Raw genomic sequence first — 22,407 nt, 5'->3', positions numbered from 1 at the left:
AAATACGCAAGACATTATTATTCAATTCGCGTACACTTCCTAATACCTATATGATATAATCAGCTCAAGGTGAAAAAGGAGCGGAAGTTCATGAATCTAGATCGTTTAACTGAATTGAGAAAAAAGAAAAATTGGTCACTTCAATATACAGCTGACCTTCTAGGCATCGCAAAAAGCACATATGCCGGCTACGAGTCAGGCTACCGACGGCCTTCTCTTGAGGCACTTGCCATGCTTGCTGACCTCTTTGACACAACCTGCGATGAACTTTTAGGCCGCGAGAAACAAAAGCAGACTGCTCCCCAGACCATTGAATTGGCCACGTGGAGCAGCCTTGACTTTACCATTTCTGTTGATGGCAAGCCGCTGAGTGAAGATGAAATCATCCAGCTGATTACCTTTATACGGACAAAAAGAAAAGTACAGGAGGAACTGAGTTAATCTTTAACTCACGGTTTAATTTTACCGTAGGTTCCTCCTCCTCCGGCTTTCAATTCCAGTTTTCCGGATCTCGCTTTTACAATAAGCGCCGCGGTTTTTGGCGGGACAACGCGAGCCAAATCTTCTTCTGCAGCCTCATGAAGAACAGCCATTTCTGTTCCGAAGGCTTTTTTTAGCTTGTCCAGCGTTTTCGGGCCTACACCCGGAACAAATTGCAGGGGGATCTGATGTACATATCGCGGACGCGGGACGCGAACTTCAGGCTGATCACTCAATTCACGCAATCTTTCGCTGACTCCCTTGGTAAATCTGGCATTGCCGCAATTCGCGCACGATTTTTCCCCGCTCACGGCAGGTTCTCCGCACGCTTCGCAAGCCGTCTGATAATATTTCCCCAATAACGGGTCCAAGCCGTAATTTGCGATCATTTTCCTTTCATCTTGCCCTTTTAATGCAAGAGCAAACTCAGTAAAATCAGCTGATTGCACATATAGTTCATTATATTCTCTGCCGATTTTCCCCAACGAATGCGCATCAGAATTTGTTAAAAAAGGATACGGATTCAATTCAGATATGTGTGAAGCCATGTCTGTATCGCAGCTTAATCCAAGCTCCACCGCATCTATCATTGACGGATCAAAAACCTCAGTTAAGCTTGATTTAACCCCTTTTCCATATAAGCTTTTATGCGGTGTAAAGATATGGGCGGGGATAAAAAGACCGCCCATTTCCTTGACTTTTTGTTGCAGGTTTAAGCCCGTTTCATATATCCGCTGTGAGCTTAAATGAATATTTTTCAGCCTGGCTGACAGCCAGTTTGAAAACTGCTTCATATCAGCCAGCTTCGGCATAAATACAAGCACATGGATCGGCCCGCTGCAGTCTTCATCATAAATCTCCAGCTCGCTCCCCAATAAAAGAGTCGTACTGCGATAACGGATTCCTCCCCCGTCAAGCTCGTGATATTTTCCAGATGATATGCCTTCCTCAAGCTCTAGAATGACTTCCGGAGAATGACAGTCAATAATACCGAGGAGTTCAATTCCTTTATGTTCACTGGCTTCAACCAAAATTCGGTCCAGCGTTAATGTTTTGGCGCCTGTTATTTTGACAGCTCTTCCTGTAAAGGTCCGGCCGATATGAATGTGCAAATCCGCGTAAATCTTTTTCATTTTTGTGCTTGGAGCGCTTCTTTCAGTTGAAGATATTGAATCGCATAGGCAGTTTTAGCATCATATACTTCACGCGATTCAACCAGCTTTAGCGCATCTTCAAGCGTCACCTCCATCACTTCAACAAACTCGTCCTCATCAAGCTCCCGTTTTTCTTCGAGTACAGAAAGCTCCTCAGCAAGAAATACGTGAACGATTTCATCAGCAAAGCCGGGAGAGGTATAAAACGCAGTTATTTTTGTCAGTTTTTTTGCTGTATAGCCGGTTTCCTCCTCAAGTTCCCGAAGTGCCGTATACTCCGGCTCCTCACCTTTTTCAAGCTTTCCGGCTGGAATTTCAACGATTGTCCGCTCAAGCGGCTTACGGAATTGTTTGACCAAGATAATGTTCCCTTCATCTGTGACGGCTAATACCGCTACTGCTCCAGGGTGTTTCACAATTTCACGTTTACTCGTTTTGCCGTTTGGCAGCTCTACATCCTCGACAAATAGATCAATAACTTTACCTGAAAAGATCTGTTCTTTGGCAATTGTTTTTTCTTCTAATGATTTCATTTCTTCATCTCCCGTTCTGTCTCTATATGATGCCCCATACATTTTATCATACTAGAGAAAAGGAGGCCTTTTCGTGAAAGTGTACCGCATGCCAAAAGGTGTTGTCTTAGTCGGAAAAGCGTGGGAAATTCGGGCAAAGTTAAAAGAGTATGGACGCACATTTCAATATGTAAAAGAATGGGTGTCAGAGCCGTAAAAGTTGAAACTTTGGCTCCTTTATATTACGGTCAATACAAAGCCTAAAAAAAGGAGTGTGCACATGAGAAAGCGCAAACTTGGTACATCTGATTTAGAAATAAGCGAAGTCGGACTCGGCTGTATGTCTCTTGGAACTGAAAAAAACAAAGCATTGTCCATTTTGGATGAAGCGATCGAGCTCGGCATCAACTATTTGGACACAGCGGATTTGTATGACCGGGGATACAACGAAGAAATCGTCGGTGATGCGATCCAAAACAGACGCCAGGATATTATTCTGGCAACAAAAGCGGGAAACCGTTGGGATGACGGGAGCGAGGGCTGGTATTGGGACCCTTCAAAAGCTTACATAAAAGAAGCGGTAAAAAAGAGCCTTACACGGCTGAAAACTGATTATATCGACCTTTATCAGCTTCACGGCGGCACGATAGAGGATAACATTGATGAAACGATCGAGGCGTTTGAGGAATTAAAACAAGAAGGTGTCATCCGCTACTATGGCATTTCTTCCATCCGCCCGAATGTGATAAAAGAATATGTAAAGAAATCAAACATCGTCAGCATTATGATGCAATTCAGCTTGTTTGACAGACGCCCTGAGGAATGGCTCCCGCTTTTAGAGGAGCATCAAATCAGCGTAGTCGCCAGAGGCCCTGTTGCCAAAGGGCTCTTAACCGAAAGACCCCTTGATCAAGCGGCAGACAGCATGAAACAAAACGGGTACTTGTCCTATTCATTTGAGGAACTGACAAATGCCCGCAAGGCAATGGAGGAAGTGGCTCCCGACCTTTCAATGACAGAAAAGTCGCTGCAGTATCTGTTAGCACAGCCAGCTGTCGCTTCAGTGATTACAGGCGCCAGTAAGGTTGAGCAGTTACGAGAAAACATTCAGGCAGCAAACGCTCGGCGTCTAACAGAAGAGGAAATCAAAGCGCTTCAATCTCATACGAAACAAGACGTTTATGAAGCCCACCGCTCTTAATAGAAAAATCAGCACCCTTAAGGGTGCTGATTTCATTTTGTTGACCGCGATTGAAAACCATGCAGGTTAGAAAAGACATGCATGGAAGCTGCCGACTCACAGGCTTGACAAGGTACACAAGTGTTTGTCGACACGCCTGAAACCAGCCTCTGTATGGGTGGCCGATTTATTTATATCGATGCCAATCCATTTGGCTTTCATTTAGGAGTTGTTCAAAACTTTTATTTTTTTCGATCTCTTTTTTCTTTCTGATCTGTTCTGCTTTTTCTCTTTCCTGCCTCTTTTCATCCTCTTCCTTCAATTGGCTCTTCATCTCCATAAGCTTTGCTTTGATATCGGATTGAAGGCCGTCTTTTAGCTGGTGTTTATCAGCGGATTTTTGTTTTTTCATGCAGACTTCCCCCATGTATTGTTTTGAAGCCAGTTTATCACGGAGCATATAAGCTGAACAAGCAAACTCTCTTCTGATAACTTTCTCAGCGCAGCAGTGTTTAGGTATAATGATCTTACACACGAATGACCTATATATTTCGTTGAAAGGTGCTGTGACTTTTGAAGAAAATCCTTTTGGCCATTGGCGCTCTCTTAACTGCTGTCATCGCAATCGGAATTGTTTTTTCGAACATGATTCTATTCATCAAGAAAAAAACGGACGAAGACATTATCAAAAGAGAGAAAGACGACGGACATGATGTGTTCGAATCATTTGAACAAATGGAGAAAACTGCTTTTGAGATTCCATCCGCTTACGGGTATAACATAAAGGGATACCATGTCGCACCGCACGACACTCAAAACACCATCATCATCTGCCACGGAGTAACGATGAATGTGCTGAATTCTCTTAAGTATATGCATTTATTTCTTGATCTCGGCTGGAATGTACTTATTTATGATCACCGCCGGCATGGGCAAAGCGGCGGAAAGACGACCAGCTACGGGTTTTATGAAAAAGATGATCTCAATGAGGTTGTCAGCTGGCTCAAAAACAAAACAAATCATTGCGGATTGATCGGAATTCACGGTGAATCGATGGGAGCTGTGACCGCTCTGCTTTACGCTGGCGCACACTGTGAAGATGGCGCTGATTTTTATATTGCCGATTGTCCGTTCGCATGTTTTGATGAACAGCTTGCCTATCTGCTGAAAACGGAATACAGGCTCCCGTCTTGGCCCCTGCTCCCTATCGCCGACTTCTTTTTGAAGCTGAGGGGCGGCTATAGCGCTCGCGAAGTATCTCCGCTTGCTGTCATTGATCAAATCGAAAAGCCGGTTCTCTTTATTCACAGTCAGGATGATGATTACATTCCTGTTTCTTCAACCGAGCGGCTTTACGAAAAGAAAACCGGACCGAAAGCGCTGTATATCGCCGAGAACGGTGAACATGCCATGTCATACACCAAAAACCGGGACACGTACCGAAAAACGGTGCAGGAGTTTTTAGACAAAATGAAGGTCTCAACATAATAAAAAAACGAAAGGCCTCGTCGGCTCTTTCGCTTTTTTATTTCACAAAACGTCGGTAATATCATCCATATGTTCTCTGATCCATTCAATCGCAAGGTCTATCGTTGTAAACTCCTGCGTCTCGAAGGTCATTTCATCCTGCAATAGCCAAACATCTTTCTTGACGGATTCTGCTCCTCCAATTGACCAGTGAAGCAAGGTATAGGGATGGTTTTGATTCAGGAAGGATACCCACGTTTTATTTTGTGCTGTGTTCTTCATTGCTTTCAGCTTTTGTTCCACGTTTCGCGTCTCCTACTTTACTAATATGCTCATTCTGGGGCTGAGCATTTCAGCCGGGCTTTTCAGCGCCAATGTTTTGGCTTTTTCATTGTAATCGATCGTCATTTGATCGTCAAAAAACACTTTTTGCGACGATTGGATATACAGCGGAATGCCGTTCGTTTCCAGCTGCTCGCACTGTCCCGTTAATTCTTCTGTCAGCCAGATTGTCGGTACACCGCTTACCGCGCAGCCGCATCCTTCTGCATCATAACGAAGCTGGGCTTTTTTTCCCTGGTTGGCGTCGAACGCCTGCTGCAGTGCCTGTTTCGCTGCATCTGTCACATGTATGTTCATAAGGTGCCCCCCCGTTTTCATCATTTTCGCTATTGTAGCATACAACACTGCCATTCGCATGGTTTCTGCCTTTTTTCCACCGCTTCGCATTTTCTTCTGCAGCCTTGATCCATTCATCTTTCCCTTGCATGTATTGTTTGATGCTATCGGAATGCTGGGCCGCCAGCCGTTTTTTGAGAACGGCGTATTCTTTCGCTATGCTCGGATGAGCTCTAAGATAATCTCTGAATAACAGATGCCTTTCAATAGCAGGGTTTCCCTGTTCGTACAGATGGAGATGATGGGTTCGTTTATTTCCGCCCTTTTGGAAATAACGCCTGCCCGCGATGCCATTCTCACCTTTTGGCATATAGCCGATAGCCTTCATTTGTTCATCAAATTGGCTCACGGCCTCAATGCTTCTGACTTCAATTAACATATCAATGATTGGCTTCGCTGCCATGTTCGGTATCGATGTGCTTCCGATATGATGAACGGCGATCATCTCCGGCCCGAACACCCGCTTCAGCCGTTCTTTTTCTTCATCGAAACCTTTCGTCCATTTTTCGTTGTAGGGAACGACCTCAACTTTTCTTTTCGAATACAAATGAAAGACCGACAGCAATAGACCCTGCGCTGCTTTGACGGTTTCTGCTTTTTGGAATCCCGCCTGTGTATAGAGTGACACGGCCGGGATATTTTTCTCGGCTGTGACTACTTCGATTTTCTCAGCGTCTTCGTTCTGATCAATGACAAATTGCAGAAGTGCTCGTCCAATTCCTTTTCTAAAACCGTCAGGATGCACAACAAGCCTGCAAATGGTGAGATGATGCATGTTTTTCTCATATGAAATGACACCGATCAGCTTGCCGTTTTTCCGATATCCCGCAAACCGTTCATGAGATGCTTGAATATCCTTCACCTTCTCTTGTAAAGCGGGAATGCCGTCAAAACCGATAATCTCTGTTTCCTTTATGTAAGATGGGATCTGTACGGCTATAATCTCACGGGCTATTGTGTCTTCCTTATGCTGAAGAAATTCAATCATTCGTGTTCTCCTGAAACAGCCGCTGTCTTTCGACTTTTGAGACGCGGACTGCATACGACTCGTACCAAACACTTTTTCCTTTTTCTTTTGCCGCTTGATGTTCAGTGTGATGCTTCCAAAGGATAATTGCGTTCATACTGTCCCAATAGGAAACTGTGATGCCCCTTCCATCCGCTTCACGAACGCTTTCCACGCCTAAAAATCCAGGCTGATCCGCCGCAAGCAATACCATCCGCTCTGCCGTTTCTCCATATCCTGTGTCAGTTTCGCTTTTGACAGAAGAAAAAATGACGGCATAGTAAGGAGGCTCAGGTGTTTTTGATAAAAAATCCATCATATTTCCCCCTCATATGTTTTTGACAAACAGTACCCTGTCTTGGCCAGGGCCATCATAGTTTGCAAACACTGAGATGCCATTTACCGTCTTGGTGCCCTTTTCAATATCAAACCCCAATTTTGTGTGATATGCGATTGATACTTTATTCACTGGTGAAGTGACGCACTTCACCCGGGTGCATCCTCTTTGTTTTACTGTTTCAATAAATACATCGTATAATTGTTTTCCAATTTGCATTTTTCTGAAATCCGGATGCACACCGGAAAAATGAATGTACGCCGTTTCAGGATCCGATTGCGATTGAAACCCGATTAAAAATCCGGTCATGCTGTTATGTTCAGATGCAAGAAAGCTTGTGTCCTGAAAATGCTCAAAAAATAGTCTCGGCAATTTTTCTTTCAGCTGTCTGCCGCCCCACCATTCATTCATTACAGACGTTACCATTTCATAATCTGAAGACGTGATTGTTCGAATATCCATTACGATTTGATCTCCCTCCGTCTGGCAAAACGAATGTCAGCTCTTTTTCTCACAATATAAAAATTATATTTTGCCTGGCTGGAATTGTAAATGCCTTCTTTCCTGTATCATACGTTTCCAGACTGCCGAGGGAACAATATTTGATCATTTTACACATTTCTCCCCCAAGCAGGAGGAGAGACTTTACAGCACAATATCAAGCACTTGATCAAGTTTCAGCTTATAAAGCTGGTCCTCATCGCCTTTTATCCATACTGCTTTTTCAAACTCTTCATACCGGCATATTTTCCCAGTGCAGCGGACAATTTCACCATCCTGAAAGCAGCTGACAGTGATATCCTGAGCAAACTCCATCGCGGTGCAAAGCGTTTGATTCATCTCTTCCAGCTTATCGGGATCAAGGGTCGGCTTTTGCAGCTTCTGTTTATGCCGCTTTCTCTCCAGCAGGCTTTGCTTATGTTCCGGCAGAAACATCCTGCTTCCTTCCCACAGCAGGTTGCCCCTTTTTAAATGATCGTTCATTTATAGTGCCCCCCTATTTTAGCCGCACGTTCAAATGCCTGGCCTGCCGCTGTCAATGACGCCGCCCTGATGATTGCTGTATCGCCGAATCGATTTTTAATGCCGTCCATCACATAGCCTAGGCTCATTTTCTTTGCATAATCCTGAAATAAATTGAGCTGCCATATGTCATCAGATGAGAGCTGAGACAGATTGACACCGAGGCGGCGGACGGGTTTCCCGTCCCAAAATGTAAGAAACAGCCGGCATACAGCCTCATATACATCTTGCGTAGAATTAGTCGGTTCCGCCAGCTTCACTTGCCGATTGAAGCCCGTCGGCCAATCAAAATCAGCACCCCGGCAGCTCACTGACACCGTCTGCCCCATTACTCCGGCGTTTCGGCTTCGCCTGCACACTTCTTCACTCAGCTCCAGCAATACGACCTTGATTTCTTTGTCAAAGTGTTCGTAGTCTCTCGGGAGAGTCATTCCATGGCCGATCGCCTTTTGCCCGTCTAGAGATGAAGTTGATACAGGGGAATAGTCAATTCCGTTTGCCGTCATCCACAGCACGTGGCCGTTAATGCCCCATTTCTTTTTTAAAAGATCGAGCGGAAAAGCCGCGAGCCCGCCGATCGTGCTGATGCCCATTCGATTTAAATGATGCTTCATGCGGCTCCCAACGCCAAACATGCTGCCCACCGGGAGCGGCCACATTTCGGTTTTTATATTTTCTTTCGTTAAAGTGAAAATACCGTTCTTATTCTTTTTGGCAAAATTGTCACACGCAATTTTGGCCAGCGCCTTGTTAGGGCCGATTCCAACCCGCGCATAAACGCCGATCTCCCGCATGATTCTGCCCTGAATGCTTTTCGCGATCTCCATCGGCGTCCCAAACAGCTTCTGGCTGCCTGTAATGTCCATGAACTGTTCATCGATGGAATAAGGCTCCACAAGGTCTGTATACTCCTCTAGAATAGCCGTAATTTGCAGTGATACATCAATATACCGCTGCATACGCGGCCGGAGCACAACAGCCTCAGGACACTTTTCCTGTGCCTCCCACAGCCGTGAAGCATTCACCACACCCTTTTGTTTCGCCAGCGGGCAGGCAGCCAGTACGACTCCGCCCCTTTTTTCAGGGTCACCCGAAACAATGACGGGCTTATTTTTCAAATGTGGATTTTCCGCTTTCTCTACAGATGCATAAAACGATTGCATGTCAACGAGAAAAATCACTTTTTCTTTCATCATACACACCTCTAAAAAGAACTTATGTTCGTTTTTCTATTATATGCGAAAGTATGTTCGTTTTATACTGGTAAATGATTCTTGTCTGACAGAAAATATGATCCAAGGGTTTGAGAGAAGAAAAACATTTAGTAGAATAAAAGCGAAGCATAAGGATAGGAGAGTCATAATGGAGAAATTTGTTGAAAAAATGATGGGACAGGCACTGCGTCAATACGGCAGAAACGTTGCTATAGATCCGTTAAGCCCGTATGAAAAACAAAGCCTGAAAGCAGCTCTAGAAGAGAGACGGAATGAAGAACCAGATGAGGATTTGCATGCGCATATAGAAGATATCATTTATGACTATGTCACAAACCAAGGCCTGTTCTCTTAAACGTATGACTGCCAGTGCTTTCAGCCGCTGATGCGGCTTCCCTTTGAAAACACCGCCTGATAACAAAGAAACAGTCTCAAAGCCATACGACAGCCCTTCAATGCTCGCTCAAAACGGAATAAGCTGTCCACGAACACGCGTGAATACACGATTACCATCCTTAATTCAACCGAAGAGATGCGCGCTCTCTTCTGTCATGCGGCATGACGGTTTTCCGCGTACTTCTTGGTCTCATATCCGGCTTTGCTGCCGATATGCTCCGGCATCCCGGCGGCTTAAACTCCTTTACTGCTTCAAACAGACACCCTCCTGACCAATCGCTTTGCTTTTCATCGGATATATCGTGATCTTCCTTCTGGCATCACCCTCAATTTCAATACGTAGCCATGTACGCCGTCAACACATAATGTATTGCCATCCATACAATCCACAGACATACGGCGTGTCAATAACGAAATATTTTGAATCATCTATTGGATAAGGGAATTTTTTCATATATGATAGAGAAAGATCTTACATACAGGAGAGAATATAATCCATGATGCAATGGAAAGATATCCACCCGATCAGCTGGACAATTATAATCGGAACCATTTTTGGCAGAATGGCAACATCGATGAGCATTCCTTTTTTAGCGATTTATTTGACAGCCGTCCAAGGTGCATCAGCTTCCTATGCAGGGCTGGTCATTGCCGCAAGCTCCTCAGTCGGCATCCTCGCAAGCTTTTACGGCGGATATATCTCCGATAAATTCGGCAGAAAAAACATGATGCTTGTGTCCATTTTCGGATGGATGCTGGTATTTATGGGGTTTGCGGCAGCATCTCATCTCTGGGTGTTTTTTGTAGTCAACGCATTAAACGGCCTTTGCAAATCACTGTTTGAGCCCGCTTCAAAGGCTTTGCTGTCTGATATGACAGAAGAAAAAACAAGACTGCTTGTTTTTAATTTACGCTATGCAGCTATTAATATCGGCGTTGTCTTCGGACCCGTGCTTGGCCTGTATTTCGGCTCATCGCAATCGACCACGCCCTTTTTGGTGCCTGCAGTCATTTACGGACTATACGGACTTGTGCTTGCCAGCCAATTTAAAAAACATCCTTCTTTATCAGCATCAGACCAGTCCCGACATATGAGCGTAAGGGAAGCGTTTATGGTCACGCAAAAGGATTATCTTTTTACAATTGCTTTGGTTGGCATTACGCTATGCACCTTTGGCTACTCACAATTTAGTTCCACATTCCCTCAGTATATGGCGCACAACCCCTTGATCGGCAATGGAACGAAGCTGTACGGACTGATGCTGACATTAAACGCAATCGTAGTGTTGGCGACGCAATTTCCCATTGTCCATTTTGCAAAACGTTTTTCGCCGCTTTGCTCTCTGATGCTCGGTAATGTGATGGTTAGTATCAGCATGGCCATTTTCACCGTATCACACGGTGTTTCATCACTTGTGATGATTGTCATCACTTTTACAATCGGCGAAGTGCTTTTGTTCTCTATGATGGATTTGTTTGTAGACCAGATTGCAAAACCAGGATTAAAAGGCACTTATTTCGGGGCAATCGGTTTTTCCCAGCTCGGAAACGTCATCGGCCCCTGGGTCGGAGGGATATGTATAGATCTGTTTGGCGCTGGCCGGCCAATTTTTATTTTTTCTGTCCTGAGCGGCATTACCCTGCTCGGACTGCCATTTTTAGCGGTCGCCTATCGGCAGATGAAAACGGCAACCACAAAACACGGTTCCCGTCTGGAAAAGCAGCTTTAAATAAAAAACGGGAGAAAATGAATCTCTCCCGCAAACATGAGGTGAAGAACATGAATATAGGCGATGTGATGTTTCAGCTGTTTGTATTTATCCTATTTGCCGCTGTCATCTTTGCGGCTGTTACAGGCTTCAAGTATGCGAAAAACCGAAAAGCGCAGCTGGATCGCATTGAGAAAAAGCTGAACAGCCTGTCCAAAGATCACGATTAACAGCTTGGGGCAACGAGCTCTACCTTAATCCGGTCCGGATCCTCACAATAGACTGCATAATGCCCGTCTCCTCCGGCAAAAGGATGCCTGTCTCGGTACAACACACGATAGCCTTTTGCCGTTAATTTTTCGGTCATCTGATCGACTTGATGCTTGGATTCAGCATGAAATGCGAGATGGTTCAGACCGACTCGGCATCTATGGTATTCCGGCTCTAGAAAAGACTCTTTCGCCTGCACAATTACTAGGTAAAAACCATCTTTCTTCCAGCTGATGCCTGAGCTCCATTTTTGGTACTCTTTATAGCCAAGTTCTTTTAAGAACCAGCCCCAAAACCGCCTTGACGTCTCCAAATCAGAGACATACAGTTCAATATGATGCACAGTTTCATACCCTCCTTACCAGCACTTCCTCGACCTTATGCCCGTCTCCCTTACGCAAAATGAGATCTGACCTGAATTTAGTCGGCAGGATATTTTCATATAAATTCGGCCGGTTGACACTCTCCCAAATCGAGGCTGCCATCTCGTCAGCCTCCTGATCGGACAAGTCTTTAAATTTATGAAAGTATGAATCAGGATTTTGAAAAGCAGTTTCCCGAAGCAGACGAAAACGCTCCAAATACCAAGTGAAAATCCGGCTTTCCTCCGCATCCACATAAATCGAAAAATCGAAGAAATCGGAAACAAAAATACGCGGGTTTTCCCGGTCATCCTCCAAGGTGGGGGACTGAAGTACATTAATACCTTCAATAATCACAATATCCGCCTGTTCTACAACCTCGAACACACCTTCCTCGCGGTCATAGGTTAGATGGGAATACACCGGGGCCTTTACGCTGTCCTTTCCTGATTTTAAGTCATTCAAAAATTCGAGCAGCGCCTTTACATCATAGCTTTCAGGAAACCCTTTTCTTGACATCATATTTTTCTTTTTGAGCTCAGCAGTAGGAAATAAAAAACCATCTGTTGTGATAAGGCTCACTTTGGGACGATCAGGCAAACGCGAAAGCAGCTTCTGCAAGATCCGCGCCGTCGTGCTTTTTCCAACTGCGACACTGCCGGCGATGCCGATAATAAACGGGATTTTGGCTGAATGCGGGTGCTTCAAAAAAACATTGACATGCTTATTGCGTTCAGCAGCAGACTTGACATGCAAATGGAGCAGCCGAACAAGCGGAATATAGATCGTTTCCACTTCTTCAACAGATAGATAATCATTGAGCCCTTCCACCGCTTTTGCCTCTTCTTCAGATACAGCAATCGACAAATGTCCCCCAAAACCAGACCAAGACTCTCGATTGTGCTGTGTATATAAAGTATGTAAGTTAAGCTCTTTATTTTTCACTGTTTACACCTGACTCTCTGTAGGTTAAAACCCTTACAAAGATTGTAACGGAAAACCTTTTCACTGTCTGCTTATTTTTTCATTTCGTTTTTTAGCAAATCAGCACCGATTCGGTTATACGCAGCCATTTCCTCTTTTGGAACCATGCTTCCTCCCGTTCCCCAGACGATATGTACGGCATGTTCCATATTATATTTCTGACTATAGCGCCTTCCCTCTTCTGTCGAAAAAAGCTGAACCGGTCCGAACATGCCGGCAAGAGCAGATGGCTCTAAATATTGATTTTCAGATACAGCCAGCATATGAAGCAAAGTATAAAGCATATTATCCTCTACCGTATAACAGCCGCTCAGAAGCGGTTCAATCAGCTTGCCGACAAATCCTGACGGCCTCCCTACGGCAAGTCCGTCAGCAGCCGTCCGATTATCCAGACCGATATCATGGACGGAGATCTTCTCGTGAAGTCCTGAATAAAGCCCTAACAGCATACACGGTGAATGAGTTGGTTCTGCGAAAAACACGTGAACATGATCTTCGTATAAAAGCTTCAGCCCAAATGCTACACCGCCCGGTCCTCCGCCGACTCCGCACGGCAGATACACAAACAAGGGCGTCTCGAGACTTGGCTGTATATTCATATTGTCAAGCTGTGTTTTTAATCGGCTTGCAGCAACAGCATATCCTAAGAACAGCTGACGAGAATGTTCATCATCAATAAAATAACAGAATGGATCTTGTTCCGCCTGCAGTCTCCCTTCGTTCACCGCTTCACTGTAATCTGTTTCGTACTCCATAACAGTGACACCCTTTTGACGGAGGAGATCCTTTTTCCACTGCTTAGCATCGGCCGACATATGCACTGTCACGCGAAACCCGAGTGCCGCGCCAATGATGCCGATGCTTAAACCCAGGTTTCCTGTTGAACCGACAGCAATCGAATAGCGGGAGAAAAACGCGGCAAACCGGTCTTCCCGTAAGATGCGGTAATCATCAGTTTCCTGAAGTATGCCTTCTTGAAGCGCCAGATCTTCTGCATGCTTTAATACTTCATAAATCCCGCCCCGCGCTTTAATCGATCCTGAAATCGGAAGTTCGTGGTCGCACTTTAAAAGCCATCTTCCCGGGAATGGCTGCTGATATGCCGCTTCCAGCTTTTCCTTCATATACTGCATCTCAAAAAGCGGAGACTCGATGATCCCTTTAGCGCCTTTCGTCTCAGGAAACACCTCGGCAATATAAGGGGCAAAGCGCCGCAGTCTTTCTTCCGCTTCCGCGATCTCGGTTGCCCACTCATCTGCATGGGGTAATGGCCGCTTCTCTTTCTTGCCTGAATTTGCCCAGAATACAGGCTCTGCATCAATCAGTTTCTGAATAAACGGATCTTTGAGCAGAACATGAAGGACATCTGAATGAATTGACATTCAACAATCTCTCCCTTCCACTATCAAATACTGCCTCGTGAGCAACAATCATTCCACCACAGGCAGTTCCATCATTATTTTTTCATGAGCACGCGTCCTGCCAGCTTTTCAACGAGAGCTGGAAACAGCTGATACAGCTTAGTGCCGGCATTCATTAAACGCGGAAGATTGATCTCCCGTTTGTTCGTAAAAATTGCAGCTGTAATTTGAGCTGCCACGTCATCAGGATCAAGCATCCAGCGGCCGACATTTTTGACGTAGTCCCCACCTTTATCAGCAATGGAAAAAAAGTCCGTCTGAATCGGTCCCGGATTGACTGTTGTCACATAAATGCCGGTTCCCGACAGCTCCATCCGCAAAGCATTTGAGTATCCTAGCACGGCATGTTTTGTCGCGGAATACAGGCTCGACTTCGGTGTTGCGATTTTCCCCGCTTGAGAGGCGATATTGATGATATGGCCCTTTTTTTGCTCAAGCATTTGCGGGAGCACCGCTTTTGTACAGGCGACCAGGCCGAACACATTTACATCAAACATCGCTTTCATGTCTTCCAATGTCGAGTCTAAAACCGTTTCAAATATACCGAAGCCCGCATTGTTGATCAGAACATCAACCGAGCCGATCTGATCACGGACCCGGGCGATATCCTCTAGGCGGCCGACATCCAGAGGAAAGATCTCACACTGTCCGCTCCATTCCTCTGTTATTTTCCTTTTGATTTCTATCAAACGATCCTCACGTCTAGCCGACAGCAGGACATGGGCTCCTTCAGCCGCGCATAAGTATGCGATTCTTTCTCCAAGCCCTCCTGAAGCACCGGTTATCCAAATCCTTTTTCCCGCTATATGTTTCACCCATTTCACCTCTTCATTGTTCTAAAGTATGCGATGTTTCCTTCCCAATATGACGTGATGGCTTCTTCAGCCTCCAACACATCAAGATGCCCTGCCGTTTCTGACATTGTTAAAAACAATTCCTTTTCATATACAGCAGGAAAAAGCTGCTGACAGACCTGAAAAGCGGTCATCGGCTTTTCAGCCAACATGCGGCGCACATCCTCCGTTCGATTCCTCTGCTTGTCAAAACGCTTCTCAATCAGCGCCTGGACACTGGTGATTGGCTCGCCGTGACCAGGAAATACGATTGTTGGCTCAAGTTGAGACAGCCTGCGCAAAGACCGCTGATAATCCACTAAAGGCTTTGACCTGACGTCCCCCGCTTTCGGCGCTTCTATAATCGGATTAGACGAGCTGTTGGCCAGCAGTAGATCTCCGCCAAGCATCCTTCCGCTTTTTTCATGGAAAAGAACGATATGCGATTCAGCATGTCCAGGCATCTCCAACACAGACCAGCCCTCAAGCCCGTCAATGCCCATACCTTCACTGATTGTTTTTGTCAGAGATCTCGTACAGGAAAATGCATACGCTGACCGAATCAGCTTTTCCGCCTTCCCCGTATCAAATGGAACGCCTAGTTCAGGCAGCAGCTTTCGAAAAAAACGTTTTTGCCAATCCATAAAGGCTTGATTTCGGCTGATATAAGGTTCGTTGAACGCATGCCCAATCACTTCGATTTCATCTGAAAAGACATCAAGCAAGCCTGCATGGTCAGCATGATGGTGAGTCAGTACAACCTGCTCGATATCTGACATTTTCACATTTACAGCAGCAAGCTGCTCTTGTAAGGCGCTGGCAGCCTCTTTTGTATTCGGCCCGGCATCGATAAGTGTCAGCGCATCACCTTTTACGAGGTAAACGATAACATCGCCGACAGCAAACGGCGTCGGGATGCGGATCGCAATTACATCTTCAGTTGTCATCCTTTCGCTCCTTGTCTTCATTCATTATTCATATTTTAGCTTTTTCTCGGTCTTATGTCATTATTGCTGAATGAGAACAGACCTTTTTGAAAAAGCTATTGACATTAGCTTGTCCGCCATTGCATAATGAACAACAAACTAAAACGAGAACATTGGAACGCTATGACGAGGAATAGTATACAAGGCAATGGCCTAAGAGAGCGATACCCCCGGCTGAAAGGTATTGCGGCCCGCTTGTTTGTAGAACCTGCCCTCAAGTCGCGGTTAGGAAAACCTAAACGTTTCCCGCGTTACGGGATTTGAGCTGAGCACAATTTGTGCTAATGAGGGTGGTACCGCGAACCTTTTCGTCCTTTACGTGATGAAAAGGTTTTTTGTTGTTCTGATAGAAGGAGGATATCAATGAAAAAAATAGGATTTGTCGGCGCCGGGTCAATGGCTGAAGCAATGATCAACGGTATTTTGCAAAGCGGCATCACAAAATCAGAACATATCTATATTACAAACCGCTCAAATGACGAGCGTCTGATTGAATTAAAGGAAGCGTATGGCGTGCGTCCATGCAGAGATAAAAATGAGTTTTTCACTCACACCGATATCATCATCCTCGCTTTCAAACCGAAAGACGCGGCGGAAAGCATCGACAGCATCCGGCCGTATCTCAAGGACCAGCTGGTGATTTCAGTACTTGCAGGCCTTACCATCGAAACCATTCAGCATTATTTCGGCAGAAAGCTCGCGGTCATTCGAGTCATGCCGAATACATCGGCGGCAATCAGAAAATCAGCAACCGGATTTTCCGTAAGCGCAGAAGCAAGCCAGGACGATATTGCTGCTGCAAAGGCTCTATTGGAAACAATCGGCGATGCCACACTGGTGGAGGAGCGTCATCTTGACGCCGTCACTGCAATCGCAGGCAGCGGCCCGGCCTACGTATATCGTTATATTGAGGCAATGGAAAAAGCGGCGCAAAAAGTAGGATTAGATAAAGAAACGGCAAAAGCACTCATTTTGCAGACAATGGCAGGGGCAACTGATATGCTCCTTCAAAGTGGCAAACAGCCTGCACAGCTGCGCAAGGAAATCACCAGTCCTGGGGGCACTACAGAGGCAGGCCTTCGTGCTTTACAGGACTCCCGCTTTGAAGAGGCGATTATTCACTGTATTGAAGAGACCGCTAAACGGAGCGCAGAAATCAAAGAACAGTTTGCCGGAGCGGCTTTAGAGAGGCATTAGACAGAAGGATAGGGCCTTCTGTCTTTCTTTTTCTACAACTGCTGGCCGGCTGTTTCCGATTGCTTTAATAGCGCGGAGATCGTAAATGAAAGCAAATCGGGAAGCACTTCAAAGGAATAAGGCATGTACAATCTTTCCGTCCATTTGTGCGGGTCTTTGCCAGCCGGACCGACATTTAAAACGGGGACATATAAAGCCTGTTCTTTGCCGCTTGGCAATGAATATCCTCTATTAAAGAGCGGCATATTGCTTGTGTATGCGTCAACCTCCTGCTTTTCCAGCTGAAGATAGCTCAAGTCCGATAGTCCGGGAAAGTACTGAACCTCCCGCAACGCAATGCCGTATCTGTTAACCGCATACTGCATAAGCTGATCAGCTGTATGCCTAATCAATTGATCGTCCTTTGACGAAACGGCCGGATAAAACGGCGGACTATAAAAAAGAACAATAAGCGGGGCATCCTCTTTACAAAGCGAAGCAATCTCAGAAACAATTTTCGTCGAAAAATCCCTGTCTCCAAGCTCCCCCCTGTTAGCAAAGGCATAATTAAGAGCTCGGTCTGTTTCCGAAATTCCAGCACGTTTTTTTGCACGCGCAACCAGCTCATCAAATGTCAAAACAGTGACGGCCCGTTCAATCGGCTGAAAAGGCTCAAATTGTTGAAAGTCCTGTGTTTTCTTCCGAACGTTCGACATGATTTCCTCCGCCGCCTGTTTTGCGGTTTTCAGCAGCATCTGGTGCAGCTCACTAGCCGAGCGTCTCATTGACAGCACATTAAATAATGTGACAGCTGTATGCGGTGTCTGAACTGAATATGCCTCTTTCAAGTCCTTTTGCATTAAGTTTACCGGCGGCGGAGTGACCTCACCATCAACCTTTTCACAATAATCAGCATTCAGTTCAAGCAAACGGTTAATCTCAGATACCATTAAATTCGCGTTTAGGCCTGAAAACGGCTCTCCAACATGTGTCTCAATTCCCTTGCAGAAAAATCCCGCAAGCACCTTGCCAATGCTTCCTGTATAAAAATATTGCTGCTGGTCGCCGGGGAATTTTTCAAACATCGGTTCAGCATTCAGGCAGGCGGTTAATGTGATATCATGCTTTTTCTCCATTTCCTTCAATACAGGAACCGCCTCAATCATGCCTCTTGAATTCACTTCCTCGTCCGGAACTGTTATCAACAGCAGATTGCCCTCAAAATGGCCGTTCATTGCCCGCTCCAGCATCGACAACTGAACACAAAGCCCCGCTTTCATATCCATCGTCCCTCTGCCAAACAGCCAGTCTCCGCTTTCAGCATCTCTTCTCACACGTTCAGGAAGCAGCTCTTTTTTCTCTAAAAAGGAACTCAAAAGCTCAGCAGGCTTGCAAGCCATATGTTTAAATTCTCCGTAATCCTCTATGTCAACAACATCAAAATGACTCAACAGTAGCACTGTCTTTTTGACTTTCTTCTTTTTGACTAAAGCCGTAAGAAAAGATCTGCCATCGTCCATCGTATGAAGAGTTACATCATCTGGATGTTTTTGAAAATAGGGCTTGTCTTTCAAAATAAAATAAAGATATTCCGCAAGTGCTGCCTCGCCCTTCGAACCGGTGATGCTTTCGTATTGCACAAGAGAAGTTAAAAGTCCTCGCAATTCGTCCTTCGTCTGCCAATTCATCGATTTCCGCCCCTCCTATGAATAAAAACGCTGATAAACTGAAAAATAAAATGATTTCTTGTCTATTATACAGAAATGTTTGACAAAAACGGTTCTTTTGAGCAGTTTATATGACGCGAAAGAAATGACTTGATATAATCAATCTCTAAAAACCTTACGGGAGGCGAAAGAAATGGCCAGAAAATTATTCACACCTATTACAATTAAAGATATGACATTAAAAAATCGCATTGTTATGTCGCCAATGTGCATGTATTCTTCTCATGAAAAGGACGGGAAATTAACGCCGTTCCACATGGCGCATTACATATCGCGTGCAATCGGCCAAGTCGGACTGATTATTGTAGAGGCGTCAGCAGTTAACCCTCAGGGTCGAATCACAGACCAAGACTTAGGCATTTGGGGCGACGAGCATATTGAAGGCTTTGCCAAACTGACTGAGCAGGTCAAAGAACAAGGTTCAAAAATCGGCATTCAGCTTGCCCATGCCGGACGTAAAGCTGAGCTTGAAGGAGATATTTTCGCTCCATCGGCGATTGCGTTTGACGAACAATCAGCAACGCCAGTAGAAATGTCAGCAGAAAAAGTAAAAGAAACGATCCAGGAGTTCAAGCAAGCGGCTGCCCGGGCAAAAGAAGCCGGCTTTGATGTGATTGAAATTCATGCGGCGCACGGATATTTAATTCACGAATTTTTATCTCCGCTTTCCAACCATCGCACAGATGAATACGGCGGTTCACCTGAAAACCGCTATCGTTTCTTGAGAGAGATCATCGATGAAGTCAAACAAGTATGGGACGGGCCATTATTTGTCCGTGTATCTGCTTCAGACTATACAGATAAAGGATTGGACATCGCCGATCACATCGGTTTTGCAAAATGGATGAAGGAGCAGGGTGTTGACTTAATCGACTGCAGTTCAGGCGCCCTTGTTCACGCAGACATTAATGTATTTCCCGGCTATCAGGTCAGCTTCGCCGAGAAAATCCGTGAACAGGCGGACATGGCGACTGGTGCTGTCGGCATGATTACAGACGGTTCAATGGCTGAAGAAATTCTGCAAAACGGACGTGCCGACCTCATCTTTATCGGCAGAGAGCTTTTGCGGGATCCATTCTTTGCAAGAACCGCCGCGAAACAGCTCAATACAGAGATTCCGGCCCCTGTTCAATACGAAAGAGGCTGGTAATGCCTATGAGAGATATCCACTGCCGGATATCTCTTTTTTTATTTTTAGAGAAACGATCGGCTAAGGTTCTCCGTCTCCCTAGTAGAACCAATTAGAGGAGATGACTCCAATGAAATCAGCTTGGATGGAAAAGACATATACAATTGACGGATGTGCGTTTCATACACAGCACCGGAAAGGAACAAGCGGTGTAACGATTGTCTTTGAGGCCGGCTACGGTACTTCTTCTGAGACGTGGAAACCATTAATGGCGGACATTGATGATGAATTTGGCATTTTCACATATGATCGGGCGGGCATAGGGAAAAGCGGGCGAAGCAAAGCGAAACGAACAGCTGAACAACAAGTGAAAGAATTGGAGAGTTTGCTTAAAGCAGCAGATGTAAAACCTCCTTATCTGGCTGTTTCACACTCATACGGAGCTGTCATCACCGGCTTATGGGCCTGCAAAAACAAGTATGATATTATCGGCATGGTCCTTCTTGATCCAGCTTTAGGAGATTGCGCCAGCTTCACCTTTATACCCGAAGAGATGCACAAATCATATACGAGAAAGATGATGCTTGAGGGCACACCTGCAGAATTTTCAAAAAGTCTGCAGGAGCTCAAACAGCGGCAAATCCATTTAGGAAACATGCCTCTCCTTGTATTGTCATCAGGAGAACGGACTGAGAAATTCGCTGCTGAACAGGAATGGCAAAACTTGCACAGCAGCATATTGTCTCTATCCAACCAAAGCGGCTGGATTCAAGCTAAAAACAGCTCCCACAACATCCATCATGATGAACCTCATATCGTTCATTTGGCTATTTATGACGTATGGTGCGCAGCGTGCCAGCAGACCGCCCCTCTTTACCAGGCAGTCAATTAACATAACAAAAAAGACCGGGCCGTAAGCGACGCCCGGTCTTTTTTGTTATTTTGTTTCACGGTGAAGGGTATATTTCTTTAAACGCGGTGAATATTTTTTCAGCTCCAAACGATCTGGATTGGTGCGTTTATTTTTTGTTGTGATGTAATTTCGGTCTCCCGTTTCAGTGCAGGCTAAAGTAACATTGACTCTCATCGTTCACATCTCCTTTTTTAAAACGTAATGATTACGCTTTATTATACAACGTAATGACAAATTGTCAAATAAGATGCCTTCAGCCTCGCGGGATGGGTACCTCTAAGAAATCATATGCCGCCACACTATTTGGGAAAACGTCAACCGCTTCTTTTTGAAGCTCCAAAGAGGCATCTCCCTGATATCTTGCGCTGATATGGGTTAAAATGAGCTGCTTTGCTCCTGCTTCTTTCGCTGTTACAGCCGCTTGTTCCGTTGTGCTGTGATAATAATCATAAGCCAGTTTATGATCTTCCTTAGCAAAGGTTGCTTCATGAACAAGCACATCACAATCTCTTGCAAGCTCTTTTAGTTTGTCGCTAACTCTCGTATCTCCGGAGAACACAACAGATCTTCCTTTTTTGGGAGGCTCCAGAAAATCACTCCCATTGATGATGCGTCCGTCTTCAAGCGTTACCGTTTCGCCTTTTTTGATTTTCTGATACACGGGTCCGGGCGGGATGTTCATTTCTTTTAATACATCAGCCTTCAAGGAACCCGGTACGTCTTTTTCCTGCACACGGTACCCGAAGGCTTCCACTCCATGAATAACAGATACCGCTGTGACAATAAACTGATCGTCCTCAAACACGATTCCTTCTTCAATTTCCTGGACCGCAAGCGGATATGTCAAATGGGTCTTCGTGACGGCAAGGCTTGTTTCAATAAACGCCTTGATCCCTTTAGGTCCGTACACTGTCAGCTCGTCCTCTCCGCCTTGAAAGGAACGGCTCCCCAGAAGCCCCGGAAGTCCGTATACATGATCGCCGTGCATGTGTGTAATAAAGATTTTCTCTATTTTACGAGGTTTAATCGTTGTATGTAAAATTTGATGCTGTGTGGCTTCCCCGCAGTCAAAAAGCCATACCGAACGCCTTTCTTCAAGCAATTTCAATGCTACAGAGGTGACGTTTCTCGCCTTGGCGGGAATGCCGGCTCCCGTCCCTAAAAAAAGTAATTCCACGTTTCCTTCCTCCTACTAGAACCAGATACCTACTAGAATACAGGATCAAGCTCAAAATGTGAATCTTGCCTCTGAAAAGAACAATCCTTTCGTGCTAGAAACATTTTTTCAGCATTCTGCTTAAAAAAGGGCTTAAATGTTTGCTTTCGTTGAATTTTAGATTTAAAATGAAGGAAATATACGGGGTGTACTAAAATAAAGCTTCGAATAAAGTGAGGTACTTTTAGTGAAAACAAACCAACAACCAAAAGCAGTAATTGTCATATTCGGTGC

General features: G+C 45.2%; 27 protein-coding genes and 1 pseudogene. 10 read left to right on the top strand and 18 right to left on the bottom strand.

Annotation, left to right across the window (positions count from 1 at the left end):
- The first annotated feature begins 90 nt into the window (after positions 1-90).
- Positions 91-441, top strand: coding sequence for an HTH-type transcriptional regulator AnsR (ansR, locus tag BFW96_RS08430; RefSeq protein ID WP_014664491.1), 351 nt, complete (start codon positions 91-93; stop codon positions 439-441).
- 8 nt (positions 442-449) lie between these two features.
- Here the strand turns inward: ansR and BFW96_RS08425 are convergent, their stop codons facing one another.
- The gene (locus BFW96_RS08425; RefSeq protein ID WP_069839182.1) at positions 450-1,613 is read right to left on the bottom strand and encodes a TIGR00375 family protein; all 1,164 of its coding nucleotides are present in this window, start codon (positions 1,611-1,613) and stop codon (positions 450-452) included.
- Positions 1,610-2,167 (bottom strand): ADP-ribose pyrophosphatase, encoded by a 558-nt coding sequence (gene nudF, locus BFW96_RS08420; RefSeq protein WP_014664493.1) that lies wholly within the window; start codon positions 2,165-2,167, stop codon positions 1,610-1,612. Before nudF ends, BFW96_RS08425 begins: the two co-directional genes overlap by 4 nt.
- 73 nt (positions 2,168-2,240) lie before the next feature.
- Here nudF and mciZ point away from each other — a divergent pair, with 73 nt between their 5' ends.
- Positions 2,241-2,363 carry a Z-ring formation inhibitor MciZ gene (mciZ, locus tag BFW96_RS08415; protein WP_014664494.1) on the top strand — a complete coding sequence of 41 codons (123 nt, stop codon included), beginning with the start codon at positions 2,241-2,243 and terminating at the stop codon, positions 2,361-2,363.
- 63 nt (positions 2,364-2,426) lie between these two features.
- Positions 2,427-3,347: an aldo/keto reductase gene (locus tag BFW96_RS08410; protein ID WP_069839181.1), complete on the top strand. Its 921-nt coding sequence runs from the start codon at positions 2,427-2,429 to the stop codon at positions 3,345-3,347.
- A 166-nt stretch (positions 3,348-3,513) separates the two neighbouring features.
- On the opposite strand, the gene BFW96_RS08405 is transcribed toward BFW96_RS08410, so the two are convergent.
- Positions 3,514-3,738, bottom strand: coding sequence for a YqkE family protein (locus BFW96_RS08405; protein WP_014664496.1), 225 nt, complete (start codon positions 3,736-3,738; stop codon positions 3,514-3,516).
- 161 nt (positions 3,739-3,899) lie between these two features.
- Between BFW96_RS08405 and BFW96_RS08400 the strand changes: the two genes are divergently transcribed.
- Positions 3,900-4,814: an alpha/beta hydrolase gene (locus BFW96_RS08400; protein WP_069839180.1), complete on the top strand. Its 915-nt coding sequence runs from the start codon at positions 3,900-3,902 to the stop codon at positions 4,812-4,814.
- A gap of 42 nt (positions 4,815-4,856) precedes the next feature.
- Here the strand turns inward: BFW96_RS08400 and BFW96_RS08395 are convergent, their stop codons facing one another.
- From BFW96_RS08395 to BFW96_RS08365, 7 genes and pseudogenes are all read right to left on the bottom strand, one after another.
- Positions 4,857-5,096: a YqkC family protein gene (locus tag BFW96_RS08395; RefSeq protein WP_014664498.1), complete on the bottom strand. Its 240-nt coding sequence runs from the start codon at positions 5,094-5,096 to the stop codon at positions 4,857-4,859.
- Between the two features lie 12 nt (positions 5,097-5,108).
- On the bottom strand, positions 5,109-5,432 hold the full coding sequence (locus BFW96_RS08390; protein ID WP_069839179.1) for an iron-sulfur cluster biosynthesis family protein: 324 nt from the start codon (positions 5,430-5,432) through the stop codon (positions 5,109-5,111).
- A gap of 7 nt (positions 5,433-5,439) precedes the next feature.
- Positions 5,440-6,459 (bottom strand): annotated as a pseudogene (locus BFW96_RS08385) (GNAT family N-acetyltransferase); the annotation flags it as partial.
- Positions 6,452-6,796 (bottom strand): antibiotic biosynthesis monooxygenase family protein, encoded by a 345-nt coding sequence (locus tag BFW96_RS08380; RefSeq protein WP_069149822.1) that lies wholly within the window; start codon positions 6,794-6,796, stop codon positions 6,452-6,454. The pseudogene BFW96_RS08385 and the gene BFW96_RS08380, both read right to left, overlap by 8 nt.
- Before the next feature lie 9 nt (positions 6,797-6,805).
- Positions 6,806-7,276, bottom strand: a complete 471-nt coding sequence (locus BFW96_RS08375; RefSeq protein ID WP_069149823.1) for a GNAT family N-acetyltransferase — start codon at positions 7,274-7,276, stop codon at positions 6,806-6,808.
- A gap of 183 nt (positions 7,277-7,459) precedes the next feature.
- Entirely contained in the window at positions 7,460-7,798 is a 339-nt protein-coding gene (locus tag BFW96_RS08370) for a YolD-like family protein (protein WP_014664503.1), read from the bottom strand.
- Positions 7,795-9,033 (bottom strand): DNA polymerase IV, encoded by a 1,239-nt coding sequence (locus BFW96_RS08365; RefSeq protein WP_080478242.1) that lies wholly within the window; start codon positions 9,031-9,033, stop codon positions 7,795-7,797. The genes BFW96_RS08370 and BFW96_RS08365 overlap by 4 nt, the downstream gene beginning before the upstream one ends.
- A 166-nt stretch (positions 9,034-9,199) precedes the next feature.
- Here BFW96_RS08365 and BFW96_RS08360 point away from each other — a divergent pair, with 166 nt between their 5' ends.
- From BFW96_RS08360 to BFW96_RS21700, 3 genes are all read left to right on the top strand, one after another.
- Positions 9,200-9,406, top strand: a complete 207-nt coding sequence (locus BFW96_RS08360; protein ID WP_003226541.1) for a YqzH family protein — start codon at positions 9,200-9,202, stop codon at positions 9,404-9,406.
- 538 nt (positions 9,407-9,944) lie between these two features.
- A complete protein-coding gene (locus BFW96_RS08355; RefSeq protein WP_069839178.1) occupies positions 9,945-11,177 on the top strand; it encodes an MDR family MFS transporter in 1,233 nt (410 codons plus the stop codon).
- Between the two features lie 50 nt (positions 11,178-11,227).
- The gene (locus BFW96_RS21700; RefSeq protein WP_041521369.1) at positions 11,228-11,386 is read left to right on the top strand and encodes a hypothetical protein; all 159 of its coding nucleotides are present in this window, start codon (positions 11,228-11,230) and stop codon (positions 11,384-11,386) included.
- On the opposite strand, the gene BFW96_RS08345 is transcribed toward BFW96_RS21700, so the two are convergent.
- The 5 genes from BFW96_RS08345 to BFW96_RS08325 form a co-directional block, all read right to left on the bottom strand.
- On the bottom strand, positions 11,383-11,769 hold the full coding sequence (locus tag BFW96_RS08345; protein WP_069839177.1) for a VOC family protein: 387 nt from the start codon (positions 11,767-11,769) through the stop codon (positions 11,383-11,385). The genes BFW96_RS21700 and BFW96_RS08345 overlap by 4 nt on opposite strands.
- A gap of 4 nt (positions 11,770-11,773) precedes the next feature.
- Positions 11,774-12,733 (bottom strand): type I pantothenate kinase, encoded by a 960-nt coding sequence (gene coaA / locus BFW96_RS08340; RefSeq protein ID WP_003245966.1) that lies wholly within the window; start codon positions 12,731-12,733, stop codon positions 11,774-11,776.
- A gap of 71 nt (positions 12,734-12,804) precedes the next feature.
- Positions 12,805-14,154, bottom strand: a complete 1,350-nt coding sequence (gene dsdA / locus BFW96_RS08335; protein WP_069839176.1) for a D-serine ammonia-lyase — start codon at positions 14,152-14,154, stop codon at positions 12,805-12,807.
- 74 nt (positions 14,155-14,228) lie between these two features.
- Entirely contained in the window at positions 14,229-15,008 is a 780-nt protein-coding gene (locus tag BFW96_RS08330; RefSeq protein WP_040082706.1) for an SDR family NAD(P)-dependent oxidoreductase, read from the bottom strand.
- Positions 15,009-15,013: 5 nt separating this feature from the next.
- Complete coding sequence (locus BFW96_RS08325) at positions 15,014-15,973, bottom strand: MBL fold metallo-hydrolase (RefSeq protein ID WP_069839175.1); 960 nt, start codon at positions 15,971-15,973, stop codon at positions 15,014-15,016.
- Between the two features lie 402 nt (positions 15,974-16,375).
- Between BFW96_RS08325 and proC the strand changes: the two genes are divergently transcribed.
- Positions 16,376-17,209 (top strand): pyrroline-5-carboxylate reductase, encoded by an 834-nt coding sequence (gene proC, locus BFW96_RS08320; RefSeq protein ID WP_069839174.1) that lies wholly within the window; start codon positions 16,376-16,378, stop codon positions 17,207-17,209.
- A 32-nt stretch (positions 17,210-17,241) separates the two neighbouring features.
- Here proC and BFW96_RS08315 read toward each other — a convergent pair whose 3' ends face one another.
- Positions 17,242-18,876 (bottom strand): M20/M25/M40 family metallo-hydrolase, encoded by a 1,635-nt coding sequence (locus BFW96_RS08315; protein ID WP_069839173.1) that lies wholly within the window; start codon positions 18,874-18,876, stop codon positions 17,242-17,244.
- 172 nt (positions 18,877-19,048) lie between these two features.
- On the opposite strand from BFW96_RS08315, the gene namA reads away from it, so the two are divergent.
- Complete coding sequence (gene namA, locus BFW96_RS08310; RefSeq protein WP_014664514.1) at positions 19,049-20,065, top strand: NADPH dehydrogenase NamA; 1,017 nt, start codon at positions 19,049-19,051, stop codon at positions 20,063-20,065.
- Between the two features lie 109 nt (positions 20,066-20,174).
- A complete protein-coding gene (locus BFW96_RS08305) occupies positions 20,175-20,936 on the top strand; it encodes an alpha/beta fold hydrolase (RefSeq protein WP_069839172.1) in 762 nt (253 codons plus the stop codon).
- 45 nt (positions 20,937-20,981) lie between these two features.
- On the opposite strand, the gene rpmG is transcribed toward BFW96_RS08305, so the two are convergent.
- Both rpmG and rnz read right to left on the bottom strand, forming a co-directional pair.
- Positions 20,982-21,131: a 50S ribosomal protein L33 gene (rpmG, locus tag BFW96_RS08300; RefSeq protein ID WP_003226511.1), complete on the bottom strand. Its 150-nt coding sequence runs from the start codon at positions 21,129-21,131 to the stop codon at positions 20,982-20,984.
- Between the two features lie 79 nt (positions 21,132-21,210).
- Complete coding sequence (rnz, locus tag BFW96_RS08295) at positions 21,211-22,134, bottom strand: ribonuclease Z (protein WP_069839171.1); 924 nt, start codon at positions 22,132-22,134, stop codon at positions 21,211-21,213.
- Between the last annotated feature and the right edge of the window lie 273 nt (positions 22,135-22,407).

The sequence above is a fragment of the Bacillus sp. F56 genome, assembly GCF_001748205.1.
GTDB classification, from domain to species: domain Bacteria; phylum Bacillota; class Bacilli; order Bacillales; family Bacillaceae; genus Bacillus; species Bacillus stercoris.
This window is presented reverse-complemented; position numbering and strand designations above follow the sequence as displayed.